The sequence below is a fragment of the Agarivorans sp. Alg241-V36 genome (genome assembly GCF_900537085.1).
Lineage (GTDB): Bacteria > Pseudomonadota > Gammaproteobacteria > Enterobacterales > Celerinatantimonadaceae > Agarivorans.
Map to the genome: position 1 here is coordinate 37,938 of NZ_UNRE01000003.1, position 15,210 is coordinate 53,147.

At 42.0% G+C, this 15,210-nt stretch carries 14 protein-coding genes; 7 read left to right on the forward strand and 7 right to left on the reverse strand.

Annotation, left to right across the window (positions count from 1 at the left end):
• Positions 1-82 precede the first annotated feature (82 nt).
• A complete protein-coding gene (locus tag G6R11_RS07570) occupies positions 83-460 on the forward strand; it encodes a DUF3461 family protein (RefSeq protein ID WP_163132476.1) in 378 nt (125 codons plus the stop codon).
• Positions 461-519: 59 nt separating this feature from the next.
• Here G6R11_RS07570 and ptsG read toward each other — a convergent pair whose 3' ends face one another.
• Complete coding sequence (ptsG, locus tag G6R11_RS07575; protein ID WP_163132477.1) at positions 520-2,100, reverse strand: PTS glucose transporter subunit IIBC; 1,581 nt, start codon at positions 2,098-2,100, stop codon at positions 520-522.
• A gap of 542 nt (positions 2,101-2,642) precedes the next feature.
• Here ptsG and lamB point away from each other — a divergent pair.
• Positions 2,643-3,938: a maltoporin LamB gene (lamB, locus tag G6R11_RS07580; RefSeq protein WP_163132478.1), complete on the forward strand. Its 1,296-nt coding sequence runs from the start codon at positions 2,643-2,645 to the stop codon at positions 3,936-3,938.
• Between the two features lie 327 nt (positions 3,939-4,265).
• On the opposite strand, the gene G6R11_RS07585 is transcribed toward lamB, so the two are convergent.
• From G6R11_RS07585 to G6R11_RS07605, 5 genes are all read right to left on the reverse strand, one after another.
• Positions 4,266-5,255, reverse strand: coding sequence for a MalM family protein (locus tag G6R11_RS07585; RefSeq protein ID WP_163132479.1), 990 nt, complete (start codon positions 5,253-5,255; stop codon positions 4,266-4,268).
• Positions 5,256-5,359: 104 nt separating this feature from the next.
• On the reverse strand, positions 5,360-6,283 hold the full coding sequence (locus G6R11_RS07590) for a MalM family protein (RefSeq protein WP_163132480.1): 924 nt from the start codon (positions 6,281-6,283) through the stop codon (positions 5,360-5,362).
• A 43-nt stretch (positions 6,284-6,326) separates the two neighbouring features.
• Positions 6,327-7,718, reverse strand: coding sequence for a carbohydrate porin (locus G6R11_RS07595; protein ID WP_163132481.1), 1,392 nt, complete (start codon positions 7,716-7,718; stop codon positions 6,327-6,329).
• A gap of 419 nt (positions 7,719-8,137) precedes the next feature.
• Entirely contained in the window at positions 8,138-8,899 is a 762-nt protein-coding gene (gene truC / locus G6R11_RS07600) for a tRNA pseudouridine(65) synthase TruC (protein ID WP_163132482.1), read from the reverse strand.
• Complete coding sequence (locus G6R11_RS07605) at positions 8,896-9,210, reverse strand: YqcC family protein (protein ID WP_163132483.1); 315 nt, start codon at positions 9,208-9,210, stop codon at positions 8,896-8,898. The genes truC and G6R11_RS07605 overlap by 4 nt, the downstream gene beginning before the upstream one ends.
• A gap of 127 nt (positions 9,211-9,337) precedes the next feature.
• On the opposite strand from G6R11_RS07605, the gene G6R11_RS07610 reads away from it, so the two are divergent.
• Genes G6R11_RS07610 through G6R11_RS07620 form a run of 3 tightly spaced genes read left to right on the forward strand, consistent with a single transcriptional unit; the run spans position 9,338 to position 11,457 of the window.
• Positions 9,338-10,384 (forward strand): DUF3549 family protein, encoded by a 1,047-nt coding sequence (locus G6R11_RS07610; RefSeq protein ID WP_163132484.1) that lies wholly within the window; start codon positions 9,338-9,340, stop codon positions 10,382-10,384.
• 9 nt (positions 10,385-10,393) lie between these two features.
• Positions 10,394-10,681 carry a hypothetical protein gene (locus tag G6R11_RS07615; RefSeq protein WP_163132485.1) on the forward strand — a complete coding sequence of 96 codons (288 nt, stop codon included), beginning with the start codon at positions 10,394-10,396 and terminating at the stop codon, positions 10,679-10,681.
• Positions 10,682-10,683: 2 nt separating this feature from the next.
• Positions 10,684-11,457, forward strand: a complete 774-nt coding sequence (locus G6R11_RS07620; protein WP_163132486.1) for a Zn-ribbon-containing protein — start codon at positions 10,684-10,686, stop codon at positions 11,455-11,457.
• Here the strand turns inward: G6R11_RS07620 and syd are convergent.
• Complete coding sequence (gene syd, locus G6R11_RS07625; protein WP_163132487.1) at positions 11,454-11,996, reverse strand: SecY-interacting protein; 543 nt, start codon at positions 11,994-11,996, stop codon at positions 11,454-11,456. The two genes, G6R11_RS07620 and syd, sit on opposite strands and share 4 nt — an antisense overlap.
• A 60-nt stretch (positions 11,997-12,056) precedes the next feature.
• Here syd and queF point away from each other — a divergent pair, with 60 nt between their 5' ends.
• Complete coding sequence (gene queF / locus G6R11_RS07630; protein ID WP_163132488.1) at positions 12,057-12,920, forward strand: NADPH-dependent 7-cyano-7-deazaguanine reductase QueF; 864 nt, start codon at positions 12,057-12,059, stop codon at positions 12,918-12,920.
• Positions 12,921-12,934: 14 nt separating this feature from the next.
• Positions 12,935-15,109, forward strand: coding sequence for a hypothetical protein (locus G6R11_RS07635; RefSeq protein WP_163132489.1), 2,175 nt, complete (start codon positions 12,935-12,937; stop codon positions 15,107-15,109).
• Positions 15,110-15,210: the final 101 nt, after the last annotated feature.

Sequence of the window (15,210 nt, forward strand, 5' to 3'; positions counted from 1 at the left end):
CTGCAATATACAGGCTCTGCAGAACAATGCGGCGGCGACTGTTTCTAGCAATAGAATGACAATTCGTTATGAAGGAAATTTTATGTACAAAAATCTAAAAAGTATTGGCATTACCAACCCAAGCGATATTGAACGTTATAGCCTCCGCCAAGAAGCCAATTCTGACACGCTCAAGATTTACTTCCATAAAGAAAAAGGTGACTTTCTTACCCGCAGTGTAAAATTCAAATACCCAAGGCAGAAAAAAACCGTGCTAGTTGATGGTGGGCGGGGCACCTACAAAGACACTACTGAGATTAATGCCAATCTGCGTTTTATCGTAGAAGAATTAGATAAAATCACCCGCAGAGACCAACAGGAGAAAGATACTAAACAACAAGTGCTTTCTGAGTTAAGGCACTTGGAAAAAGTAGTGTCGAGTAAAATTGCCGAGATTGAAGCCAAACTTGAACGTCTATAAAGTGGCAAACAGATACAAAAAAGGAGGCTTACGCCTCCTTTTTACATTTACATTAGACCTTAAACGGTTTGTAAGTAAGCTTCCATATCAGTTTTCAAGTTATCTGACTTAGTACCAAAGATAGCTTGAACACCTTGGCCAGCAACCACTACACCTGCAGCACCTAAGCTCTTAAGCTTTGGTTGGTCAACAGATTCTACTGACTTAACTTGAATACGTAAGCGAGTGATACATGCATCTAGGCTAACAATGTTAGCTTTACCGCCAAACGCGTCTACAAGGTTCTTAGACATTTCGTCTTCAGAAACAGCGACAGTAGCAACAGCATCTTCTTCGTCTTCACGACCTGGTGTTTTAAGATCAAGTTTAGCAATAACTACACGGAACACAGTGTAGTAAACCGCTGCGTAACCCAAACCAATTACTGGGAACAACCACATTTTCTGAGCGTTGCTTGACAACACGATGAAGTCAATCAAACCGTGAGAGAAAGATGTGCCGTGTACCATACCTAAAGTATTAGTTATAACGAACGCTAAACCAGCTAATAACGCGTGAATTACGTATAGCACTGGAGCAACGAACAAGAACGCAAATTCAATAGGTTCTGTAATACCGGTTAGGAATGAAGTAAGCGCAGCTGAGATCATAATACCGCCTACTTTAGCGCGATTCTCAGGCTTAGCAGCATGCCAAATAGCGATAGCAGCAGCAGGTAGACCGTACATTTTGAACATGTAACCACCAGCCAACTGACCAAAGCCAGAAGTGCTAGCAGCACGAGAAGCTTCATCAGCAGACAAGTAACAAGTTAATACGCCGTTTAACTGTTCACCGGTAGCACTTACACAAGAGCCCGCTTCAAAGAAGAACGGTACGTTCCAAACATGGTGTAAACCAAATGGAATTAGTGAGCGTTCAACAACACCGTAAATACCAAACGCTAATGTTGGATTTTGCTCTGCAGCCCAGTGAGAGAACACAGCAATACCGTTACCGATTGGAGGCCAAATAATTGAAAGAATAACGCCAAGGAAAATAGCTAAGAAGCCGGTGATAATAGGCACACTGCGCTTACCAGCGAAGAAACCTAAGTAAGCAGGCAACTGAATGCGGAAGAAGCGGTTAAATGTCCAACCCGCTACACCACCAGCCAAAATACCGCCTAAAACACCCGTTGAGAATGTTTTGTCGATAGCATCTTTTAATCTGTCCAGCAGACCTTGGTCAACAACAGTCAAGCCTTCTTGGCTACTACCAAAAATAGAGTTAACAATGTCTAGATGAGAAGGGTTTAGCGCTTCTCCAAGCTCGGGCAACTTTGCAACAACGCTGTTGAACTCCAGTCCTGCCATAACGCTAATGGTGGCGCTCATAATAGCAAAGCCAACAATTGCGGCTAAGGCTGCAACACCATCGTTATTGGTAAAACCTAAGGCAACACCAACGGCAAATAACAGTGCCATGTTGCCGAATACTGCGTCACCAGCATTCATCATCAACTGTGAAATGATAGTAGGCATCCAACTAAAGTCGGCTGCACCTACACCAAGCAAGATACCCGCAACAGGTAGAACTGATACGGGTAGCATCAGTGCTTTACCTACCTTTTGCGCTTGCGCGAACAAATTTTTAAACATAGTGAGCTCCTAGGGGCTGATAGTATACTGAACAAAGCCTTAGCCATTTTCCTTCAAAAGGCCAATTTTCAAGCGACTTATAGTTAATTATTTTGATGTTGCCGCTAAATTCGTTTTCTTACGATTTCAGGGCCTTAGTTTAGGCGGGTATGGATTAGAAAAATGCGATTTAGCACAAGTTAAACCTCACTTTTTGTAACACTTTGTAACACTTAATTTCACTTTAGATAAAAACGCTACGTCGAGTAACGAATTCGATTTATTTAACCTCCCCCCTCAATTTCTAATCACAGCTTCCAACACCTCAATTAAAGAATTAATAACCATAAATTATAAAATAAAAAGAACACAAACCTATATAAAACACTAAATAAAGACAAAGAAAGGGCTTTCATCTTTTAGCTGTGAGTTTGGTCACACGACAAATCATAAAACTACTGAGACAATGCTTTCGACATAATGTTCCATAGGAATTGGATTTTACAGAACAGGGTGCTTATTTATGTCCTAATTTGAAAACTAATACACATAAGGTTTATGTAATGAAACTAAAAACACTTTCGATCGCAGTAGCATCAGCTGCGATGTCTACTCAAGCTATTGCAGCTACTCCTGAGTTTAACGGTTACATGCGTTCTGGAATTGGCGCTACCGGTTCAGGCGGCGAGCAAATGTGCTTCCAAGCCGACGGTTCGCCTTATAAGCACCGCTTGGGTAACGAATGTGAAACCTATGCAGAAATTGCCTTATCTGCACCTTTATATGAAGAAGGCAACAAAGCAATGGGTGTACACACCCTACTTGCTCACTCTGTAGACCAACGCAACGACTGGGAAGAAAGCCCGTCGGCAGTGCGCGAAATGTACGTGTCTGGTCAAAACATGGTTGAATCTTTCGAAGGGTCAAACCTATGGGCTGGTAAGCGCTTTTACCAACGTCGCGACGTTCACCAAATCGATTACTACTACCTAGCTAATGCCGGTGCCGGTGCAGGTATTGAAAACATCGATGTAGGCTTTGCTAAGCTATCTGCCGCTTGGGTACGCAATACTTCTGAAGCATTGTTTGATGCCAACATTGCCGGTTCTGGCAACACAATGGCTGATTTCTCTGGTAACAACTTAGACTTGCGTTTAGATGGAATCTCTACTAACTCAAATGGCGAGTTAAGCTTAGTAGGTATCTACGGTATGTACTCTGAAGCTGCAGACCAAGACTTTAACGTTGAAAACCAAAAAGACAACGGTGTGTTCGTAATGGCTGAGCACACCCAAGGTGATTTCTTCGGCGGCTTTAACAAGTTCTCTGCATCTTACGCGACAGACGCAATGGCGGGCATTGGCGCAAGTGGCCAACTTCGCGGATTTGCGTACAAAGAAATAGAAAAAGAGCCTACAGCTGATGCTAGCTACTTAGCAGAAAGCAACGAAGGTAGCTGGTACCGCTTAATGAATTGGGGTGTGGTTGATTTAGGTGAGTCAACAGCCATGTCTTACGTAGTTAACTACGAAAACTACGACAAAGATGATAACAAAGGTTCAACTTTGTTCACCGTTGGTGTTCGCCCTCAGTACAACTGGAGCAATAACTTATCAACCATCTTAGACCTAGGCTACGATGTAGTTGAGTTCCAAGATGCAGCTAAAGCCAATGGCAGCGAAGATAACAAGCTAGCTAAAGTAACCATTGCCCAACAATGGCAAGCGGGTCCAAACGTATTTGCACGCCCTGCTCTTCGTGCGTTCGCAACTTACGCAAAATCAGACCAATACATCTCTCGTGACTCTAGCTCGAAAGATGAAGTAACCTTTGGTTTCCAAGCTGAAGCTTGGTGGTAAAGACTAAACAATAAAAATGCCTATTTTTAGCCCTCGCAAGAGGGCTTTTTTGTATCTGTGCGCCCCTCAATCTCTCACTTTACGACTACCTTACTTAATCTATCGACCTTTAAACTACGTAGATGAGAGCGTTGACGAACCGCAAAGCAACAATTTCAAACAACTGTTGAAAGGCGCTAGTGAAGTAGTTCAATTCCCTTTCTTCTGAACTATAGGTTTCAACAAAGTTGCGATAGTTAAGCTTAATTTACACACTCATCTCTCTACTAAAGACAAGCAATAAAAAAGCCAGCTTAACGCTGGCTTAATATCAAACAATAAGAAAACTTATTTGTTTTTAACGGCTTCTATAAAGGCGTCTCGAGCAGATTTTGAGCCAGCTTTTTCAGCCTCTTCAACCAGCTTTAAGGCTTTATCAACTTCACCTTCATTCACAAATGTAGTAATGAGCTGATTATAGAAATCTTCTGATTCCTGTAGCATTTGACTAGAAGGCTTAGACTTAGCAGGTAAAGCCGTAGCAGGCTCATCAACCACTACCGGAGCAACAACAACGGGGCTAACATTGTTACTTGTCGCTTGAGAAGTTGTCTTTTCAGCAGTTCTTGCTTCTTTTTCTTTCAATTGCTGATTAGTAACATTGCCAAATGTTTTCGGGGTAATTTCTACTTGCAAAGTACCATAGTACCCATGTGGCAATGTGGGGTCTGCTGCTATCGGCGGAGCATAACCCTGCTCATCAGATCGCAATGTCTCAGCAGATTTGAAGCTAGTAAACAAGCCAATCTCACTAGGCTTTGTATACATAACAACGTACCTAGCTGAACCCAGATTGTAAGGGTTGGTATCTAGTTCAAATTGGGTATCAACATAAACACTCTTACGAATTGTCCCGTACCTAATGTTTTCTCTACTTGCAGCAACTTTTTGAAGAACAGAAAACTCTTCATCTAAGACCAGGAAGTAGGGAAAAAACACTTGGTTTTCTAGGACGCTTCCCACACGAAAATCAATAGTACCAACGTGCTCGGGTAAGCGAACCGCTTGAAAAGTACTTACCCCACTCTCAAACTCAAATACAGGAGAAATGTCAGGAGCAATTTCAAAGCGCTGTTTAAATTCAGGGTTTGCAATTTGATAGAAAGGTATAGTCTCAAGGCTAGAGCAACAAACTGGCGCAAGGATTGTTTTCTCTGGTTTTGGCTTTTGACTACATCCTGCAATCGAAACAACTGCAAATATTAAAGCTACAATTATTGTTCTTATGTCCATATAAATACTGCCATCCGTAACAGTTAAAGATCGTTTCTTTTCCAATGCTATACGCTAGTTAAACAAACTAAAACTGCAGATTGAAGAAAAGATTAAGTTAAGGTTCATAGTAAGCCTGTGATTTGTGGCACAGGCTTACTTAAGACGAATTACTGCTTCTTAATTGCGCTAATGAATGTTGAACGAGCGGTTGTTGAACCGGCATATTCAGCTTCTTCTACCAATTTCAATGCTTTTTCGACTTCTCCGTCATTAACAAAGCTTTCTATCATCTTATTATAAAATGCTTCAGATTCAGGCAACATCTGGCTCGTTTTGTTACTTTTACTTGATGTAGGTATAACAGCCTTCTGGCTGGACGGAGAGACCGCCTTTCCGGCCGTTTGCTGTTGCTTGGTTACCGAACCAAATGTAAGAGGCTTAAGCGACAACTCGATTGAGCCATAATAGCCATTAGGTAATTTAGGATCTGTTGCTATAGGTCTAGCCAATCCCTCATCCTCTGCTCGAATCGTTTCTGCAGATTTGAATTCTGTGTATTTACCTATTTGCTCAGGCTTAGTAAACATAACCAAATAGCGGGCTGCGTTAACATCATAAGGGTTAGTCTCTATTTCAAAAGATGCTTCCTTATAAGCCTTTGTGCCAATTTTCCCGTAATTCAGTTTTAAGTTACTCGCGTCAATTGTCTTAGAAACATTAAAATTTGAATCCAAAACAAGCACATAAGGGATAAAAACTTGGCTCTCTAAAATACTCGCTACTTTAACTGAGAGCTGCCCAACATGCGGCGGTAACTCTACAGCTTGAAAAGGGCTAGAGCCACTAGCAAAGTCGAACACCGGCGATAAGTTAGGAGTAATTTCAAAAACTTGCTTAAATTCGGGATTAGATATTTGATAAAAAGGTAATTGGTCAACCTCACTACAGCAACTAGCAGCAAGTACGGTCTCTTCTGGCGCAGGTTTTGGCGTTGAACAAGCAGATAACAAAGTAATAGAGCCAATAAAGGCTAAAACAGCAAACTTACGATTCATATATTTACCTAAAAAGTCAAAAAAAAAGGCAGTCATAAGACTGCCTCAAGTGTAATGTGTTATTTAAGCAAACACTAGCTTAGAACCAGATTTCAGCTTCAACACCAAATACTGTTTGGTTGCTCTTATCGTTACCAGAAGTCCAAGTGTAGTTATCATCACTTGAAGTCATGTAAGTTACGTAAGGCTTAACTTGTGGACGACCAAAGTAGTCAGCATTTACTGTCCATACTGGTGCAATAGTTGCTGTGAAGAAGTCGGTATCGTCTTTCTGACGTCCCCAAGCACTGCCGTTAGCCAAAGATTCACGAGCGTAAGTACCAATTAACTCAACGCGGAAGTTCTCATTAACTTTGAAAGAAGGAGTTACACCAAAGAAGTAACGAGTTAGGTCATCTTGACCCCAAACTCCATGATCACCGCCATCTAAGTGCCAAATAGTAAGTTCAGTACCAACTTGGATGCTATCAGAAGCATTTACAACACCGTTAGAGGTGAAGAAGATTGATGAATGATCTTCATTCCAGCCGCCGTCCCACTGACCAAAGTTAACACCACGGTTAGATGCCATACCTTTACCGTAAGTCAATGCGGTTACCGACCAACCCTCTAGGCCATAGTAAGTTGATGCGTACATGATAGACGCACCGTAACCATCTTCAGCAGCGTTAGGGTTAGCAGCAATCAGCTCATCAGTGTTAGCACGGAAAGAGTACTTAAGATCGAAATCAAATGTACCACCAAGCGCTTCCATCTGGTAAGCGTAAAAATCTACAGAGTTAAGAGTTGTGCGAGTGCCGTCTGAATTAACACCACCGTTTTTACTACTAGAACAACCACCACCATTTACAGGAATACCATCAGCACCACCAGCAGGTACGTCTACAGTTCCACTGCTACAGTTTGAACCTTCACCTGGATCAGCAGATACAATGGCTAGACCAATTGATTTAGTGAAGTTAAGACCTGCACCAACACCAGAAGACTGTTTCCAGAATTCTTTAGAGATCACACCTTGCTGACGGTTTAAGAAACGACGACCAGCCCAGATGCTACCATCTTTTGGAAGTACAGAAGGCATAGCGCCCAACTCAACGTAAGCTTCTTTAAATTCTAACTGACCTGTTTCTAAGTGGCCTTCGTTACCTGAAGAAGAACCATAGAATGGTTGACCGTTACCACCTTCGTTGTTGCCGTACTCAGTACGTAGAACGTAGTTAGCCCAAACACCATTTTTGTATGTGCTTTGGTTTTTCAAGCTAAATTCCACTTGATTAACGTTAGCAGAGAAGAATGGGCCAGCGGCGCGCATGTCACGACGATGTTCCCAAGTTGATGAACGGTCGTATGACTCACCAAAGTCATATTTGAACTTACCGTAACCGCCTACTGTCCACTCAGCAGAAGCGCCAGTAGAAATAGTTGCTAATGTAGCTGCAGCAACTGCAATTGAAAGTGCTTTCAATTTCATAATCCTTGTCCTTTTCCTTTTTGAACTACTAATCCCTTACCTTTTTAGTAAGAGCCAGCGGTGCATTTGTAAGTGTGCTTATATCCGCTAACTGAGATGGATTATAGGGAGCCTGTTTCGACACAACTTTGAACTAGCTCACAGAATGATTTTTCTGAAAATCGCTTGAAAACAAGGGTTTCAGGGGTGAAAACAAGGTGTGGATCACATCATCTAATGACCATAAGAAAAGCCTTGAAAATGCTTTCAATCACAAAGAAAAGGCTTTCAGTAGGTTAATTACTAAAAAAAACCAAAAATTGAACTAATATTTAAGGTTCAAGCTTAAAAAAAGTAATTTTTTTTCACGACCATGAAAGCCTTTTCAAAGTTCCAATTACCTTTCGCAAGTGTGATGCAGATCACCAATAAAAAGGGAACTAATTCCAAGACATTAGCTTAAATAGCTGTTTCCAGCGCTCGGGCAAGGGGCTATCGATGATGATTTTCTTGTCAGTATAAGGATGAACAAAGCTTAATTGCTTAGAAAACAGCCAAAGCCCAGGTAGCCCGAGCTCACGAAATAAGCGGTTGTGGCGACCATCTCCATAGCTTGTATCACCAATAATATGATGGCTGAGGTGATGCATGTGACGACGCAACTGGTGCTTTCTTCCAGTTTTAGGCTTTAGTGATACCAAACTGTAACGAGAAGTTGCAAATTTACCTGATGGGTAAGGTAACTCTGCTTTTTGCAGCCCACTATAAAAAGTAAGGGCAGATTGAGCAGGTTTGTCTTGCTGCGCCTTAGCATCTACCATCTTGTCTAGCTTTTCCTTCAAGGGATAATCTAACTGATGTTCTCCCTCTATATAGCCCCTCACCACAGCAAGATACTGCTTATCTATAGTTTGCGCAGCGAATTGTTCGGAAAGCTTGCGAGCCGCTTCCGAAGATTTAGCCATAATAAGTACACCGCTGGTTGGTCTATCTAAACGATGTACCGGATAAACATATTGACCGATTTGATTGCGTAGTATCTGCAAGGCAAATTGGCTTGCTTCTTTGGCGATCCAACTACGATGAACCAATAAGCCAACCGGTTTATATGCTGCTATGTAAAAGTCATCTTCAAACAACACGGGGAGTTGTTCAGGAATAGCCTCGATAAGCTCTTCATTAGTATCCAAGATCTCTGTCATTGACTGAAACTCTCATCAATAGCTTTAATTATGCTCAACAAGGATTCACCGTCACTCGCCAATGGTTTAAACACTTCTTCGGCATAAGGGCCAATATCAACTTTCGAGGGCAAAGATGCACCCTGCTGTATCATCTCACGCATTTTGGGAATGAAAATAAACTGTAACCATTGCGGTAAAGTTAAGGTGTCGATACAAAATGGTTGACTGCTAGTGAGCTGCTCGTTGCTTGGCGCAGTGTTTTGCCAATTATTAGTTTGTTTTAAACACTGCTCTAACTCTAAAAGCAACTGCAAATGTGATTGGGGCATAGGGCTCGGTACGGCAAAAATCGAAGTGTAACACTATGCCTAAGCATTACCCACCACACAGTGATAATTGCCCTCACCTGCATAAATGTGGATACTGACGCCAAATGTTGTGGATAGAATAGTAACAATGAAAAAACTTAGCACCTTAAGCGAAATTCTTCAGGCATCAGGCAGTGAATTAAGGGTTTATGAAATGGGTCGGCAGATCCATCACATCAGCAGTCAAGATTTCTACCAGATGGAAGTGGCTAAACTGCCCTACCCCGCTCCTATTCAACAACACGCAAGATTTGCACTTTGTTTTTGGCAAAAACAACAATCTACCACTCCATATATATGGTTTTTACAGTTGCCTGTTAATGAGCAAGGTTTTATTAACCTAGCCGCTCGCGATCAGTTCATCCAATTAGTTGTTGATGCCTTAGGGCAAGAATTAAATCGACAACCTAATGAGGAACAGCAGCAGGCCTTAGCTAACAACCAATATATTTATAAACCTATTGAAGAAAAGTTAGCTTTTTTTAATGCCGTATATAAAAGGGACAGTCAATTGGCTCCAACAGAGCATTATTTAGCCTTTCGTCGTTATCTACAAAACGATGGAGAATGGGATAACTGGCAGGGCATAGCCTTACAAGGTATCGCCGATCTTGTTGCTAGGTTAGATAGGGATGACAATAGTAAGCTTCTGACAAAGGCTTTCCCTCAGCTGCCCCTAGAGGTTGCCAACAAAACTCTCGAGTTATTAGAGCATGCTAAGTTGGATCAACAATTAAGCCATACCCTAGCCAATTTACACCAACAGCAACTGTTGAAAGATGAAGAGCTAGCTAGTTTATATCTTCGTGCCTTAGCGGGAGCTTCGGTCAAGCCGCTCACCGAGCAGGCAATTGAATTACAGCTTTCTAAGGCAGAGTCTGTTCATAGCTTTATTGCAGTGGCAGGAAGACTTTGGCAATCATTGAGCTCACCCGTTTTACTCAAGCTTTTCTTCGAAGCTATCGCCAAGCAAAATGACCCGGAGTTATTTCAGCAAATCTTCGCCGATTTAGTCTTCATACCAAGTTTACGTAGTTTTGTATTAGCCCAGCTACGCGACCCAAATAACTCTGAAGCCCTGCAGCTATCTATCGCTCAACTGATAAAACTGTATCAAGCACCTAAACACCACTAAGGAATAGTAATGTCTCAACAAATTGCATTGGTCGCGATAAAAGCCTTATTGGATGAAAACAAACAACCCACCCTTGCCTTAGTAAAAGGTAAGCTCACAACAAGATTACCCATGCCCACGGTGATTGCGGCTATTAATGCCTATAAAAAAGATCCATCAATTGTAGAGAACCTCGTGGTAAATGAAGCACCTCCCGTGGAAAAAACACCTAAAGCTATTGAACAACGCGTGATGGAACTAGAAAACCAAGTTCAACAACTGCTGCAACGCATCGAGCAACTAGAAGCGAAAAACTAACGATGTACTTAAGCGAAGTAAACTTTGAGTGCTATACCGACACAACTATTACCCGCGCTGAAAAAGCGATAAACCTGCTGTTAGATTGTTGGCGTTACAATGGGCAAATTATTGGTCGAGAATTCCCTGTGGTATTAAAAGAAGCCACCTTTTCAGTGCGAGTGGTTTGTCCCGAAGAAAATAGCTTATTAGATAGTTTTCAAAGTCAGCAAGTAAAACGCGCCAAGATGGCGTTAAGTGAAGCTGGCTTGCTCAGCCCAAAGCTAAAAAACCTCGGCCGAGATATAAACTCGGATGATAGCGATACTTGCGAAACTCCTAGCTGGCAGGTTTTGTATACCAATTATCTGCAAAGTTGTTCGCCAGTGCGTTGCGGAGACCACTTTACTCCTATTCCTCTTTATCATTTGCCAGCAGTAGCCAATGGCGATCAAAAACAGCTAATCAAGTGGCAAGAAGATTGGTCAGCCTGCGATCAACTACAAATGAATGGCAGCATATTGGAGCATTCTGCTTTAAAAGAAATGAGCGAAATAACCAGCCGCCTTTATCGCAGAGGGTCAGACTTAGCTAAACGTTTGGAATACTTAAGTAAAGTGCCTACTTACTTGTATCTCTATCGGGTTGGTGGCAAAAGTCTTCAAGCAGAAAAACAAAGGTGCTGTCCAAGTTGCGGAGGAGATTGGCTATTAGAAAACACCGTTCATGATATTTTTGACTTCAAATGTGACAACTGCCGTTCAGTGTCCAATATTTCTTGGGATTTTAAGCGTTAGTCACACAGCTCAAATTTAGCAACAAACTCATCGAGTGTAACAGCCAGCACTCGGTCAATCCCCTTACCTAATTGTTCTAACACTACCTCACCAGACTCATTATCGATGCTTACGACTTGCATCTCATCTTCGGTACTGGCAATAAACACGGTCTCTTTTTGCTTCAAACGACGCTGCATCAATACATGGCCAATGATGTTCTCGAGTAACATATCGAAATCTTGCTCATTCCAGGCTTGAACCAACTCAATGCGATTATTTTGAAAATCTACCGCTAGGGTTTCAGAAAAATAATCACCGTAAAACGCCTTAATACTGGGGTGCAAAGCTATTTCTAGAGCACGCTCAATTCCTGAAAAATCGCCTTTGGTCTCGCGCAACACCGGTTTCCAACTCACTTCTTGTTGCTCAGGCTCTCCAATAATACAAGGAGACAGCCATTGTTCATCATACTCAACCGTTGGATAAGCACTGTTTTGCCAATGTTGTTCAAACTTATTAAAAACCAGAGATAATGGTTGTGATATAGGGCTGCTCATAGATGTGTTTCACTAAGAATTAAGATAAACTAAGCCTAACTAATTCCATGTAACAACACCATGAAAAAGCAGCCTTTAGACACTTCGCAACAGTTAAAAGACAGTTTGAGTCTCGGTAAACCCACCGATTACATTAGCCACTACTCTCCCGAGTTGTTACAAGGCGTACCTAGAACCTTAAATCGCCAGCAGATTAATTTAGATGAAAGTAAAGCCTTGCCTTTTACAGGCTATGACTTGTGGAACTTATATGAACTATCTTGGCTAAATCCAGCGGGCTTACCCGTTGTCGCGGTCGCCGAGGTAAAAGTAGCGGCTAGCTCGCGCTGCTTAATCGAGTCAAAATCATTCAAATTGTATTTAAATAGCTTTAACCAAAGCCACTTTAATAACTTTGAAGAACTTGCTGCGACTCTTAAGAAAGATCTGGAAACCTGCGCTGAAGGTGATGTAGAAGTAAAGCTGTTACCCATCTCAAGTCAAATAGATGCAAGGCAAATTCCTGGCGTTAACATTGACCAACAAGAGATTAGCATTAGCGATTATGACCTAGACCCAAGCCTTTTAGATAACGCAGCCGACCCGCAGCAAGAGGTAAGTGAAACGCTAAATAGCCACTTATTAAAATCAAACTGTCTAATCACCAACCAGCCAGATTGGGCCAGTGTTTATATCGATTATCAGGGACCAAAAATAAGCCAGGAAGCACTACTTCGTTACCTGGTATCATTTCGTGAGCACAACGAATTTCACGAGCAATGTGTAGAGCGTATCTTTTACGACATTATGCAGTTTTGCAAACCCAATAGCTTAACTGTTTATGCGCGTTACACTCGCCGCGGTGGATTAGACATAAACCCTATGCGCTCTAATGATCCCAAGGTAGACGCAAAATTAGGCAACTGGCGTTTACTACGCCAATAAAAGGTAATGATTTTTTGAGAGTTCAAGCTTGTTTAACGGGTATATTTGCCTTAATTGCGTGCCTAGTAAGCTTTAATACTTTTGCTTACGAGCACGGTTTTGTTCATGTACCCAAAGCACTAGAGCCGCTGCGTCAACTGCTGATTGCTAATCCTCGTGAATGCGTAAGACAAACCGGGCAACAGCTCAGCAATCAGCAACAAGCTTCTCAAAATGCCGAGTCGCAAAGCGTGACTTTACTAAGTTATCAACTTGGCGCGCTATGCGCTTACCGTATTCAAGATACCCAGCTAGCGCAGCAATACATTCACCAAGCCATTACATTAGCTAAAGAACAGCAACATCAAGCTCATCTTACTCAGGCTTACATCATTGCGGCACTCATTCTGAGCGATGATCCAAACCAAGCAAGCGAAACAGAAACTTACATCAACCTGGCGCAGACCAATTTAGATAAACTCAAAATTTTCCCTTTGCCTAACATGCGCTTTCAACTTCAAAAAGTATTAGCGCTTTATCACCTAAACCAAGGCAAAAGCAACGAGGCGAAAACATACTTACTTAAGGCAAAAGAAGAAGCATACGCCAGTAAATCACCTATATTACGCGCCTGGTCAGAGGCATTACTCGCCAATTATTACCTCGCAAATAGTCAGCCAGAGCTAGCTCTTAGCCATTTAAGTGAAGCAGAGCTCGACCAACAAGACGTCAATAGCAATGAAGCGCTGTTGCTCACCAGCATGCTCCAAGCCAATATCGCGCGGGTTTACCTTGGACAAGGAGAGCTAGCAATAGCTCAACAAATTCAACAAGATGCAATTGCCAATGCGGTTGACCTAGGAAACTTTGACTTACAAGCCCAAGAAATTGCCACCTTGGGCAATATGTCTGAACTAGCCGGTGACATAGATGCAGCACTGGTGCACTACCTCAATGCTAAAGAAATTGCCAAAGCCAATAACAACCTCCCCTTGCTAGCAAACATTGAGTTGCAACTCGGCAAAACCTATATGGAGTTATCAGACTACACGCCGGCACTGGTTCACTTACAAATTTCGCGACAGCTTTTTATTAGCTTAAACCAACCCAACATGTTGCTTCGTAGCTTGTTGTTGTTAGGCGAATTGCACATTAATAACAATGAAAACGGCCTAGCTATCTTGCAGTTAGAAAAGGCCGAACAATTAGCCAATACAATGGGATTAAGCAGTAGCCACAGTAAAGTGTACAAACTGCTTACCCAAGCCTATGAGAAAAATGGTAATTACGCACTGGCCTTAGAACAGTTCAAGGTATATCACAGCTTAAATCAGCAATATCAACAGATTCGTAATGAGCTTAAACGAGAGCAGTTTAAGCAGCACTATCAATACATAGAGCAAGCCCAGCAACTATCTGACCTGACTCGTGAAAAAGCGATCATTTTGCAACAAAGTAACTTTCAGCAGCTGGTGCTAGTGCTGGTTTGTGTGTTTGGCATCATGTTACTGTTTTTATTCTTGGTTACTCGACAAAAATTACTAAGCCGCAATGCTTCTCTTAACGACTTAAGTCATCAGCTCAATCACCACCCTGTCACTGGCTTACAACAGTTAGCAAATAGCGAAACACCTTTAGTATGTTTACGTGACAAACTAACCGACAAACAGCAAGCTCGTGTTCTAGTCATGCTTTCTATTGAGAGTATCAATCTAACCAGCCAGCAGACTCTAGGCTTTAAAGCTCAGCGAGACTTAATCAAACACTTCATTGAAGCTTTGGTTGAGGGCATAGAAGGCGATTTTCACTTGGGTCATATCAGTGATAAGCAAATGGTGCTATGCATAGAGCAAGAAAGCTTAAGCCCACAACAAATAAGTGAACAACTGAGTGGTCGAGCCAAAATTTGTGCAGAGCAGCAAAAAATAGAGCTTATTTTGGCCATTGGTTGCTGTAGCTTGCCATTTTTAGCTAAAGCTAAAGATGCTATTGACGATATAGGTATGACCGAAGTTGTATGGTTAGCACTTGAAGGTGCCCAACAGCTTTGTAAACAGACAAATCAAAACCAATGGGTAGAGCTTACGGCGATGAGTGGTTCACACGCTGCATTTTTCTGCAGCGACGTCACCGAAGATGTGAAACAAGCCATTGCCAAAGGCTTAGTGAAAGTAAACGCTTCCAGCGATAAGAGCTTAATAAATTGGTAAACTTATGCAAACACCAGCCCTAAAATGATGGCACTTGGGCTGCTGTAGTTATCAAAGATCTCATGTTATGCTAACTTTTAATATGTTAGGCACGCTAGGAA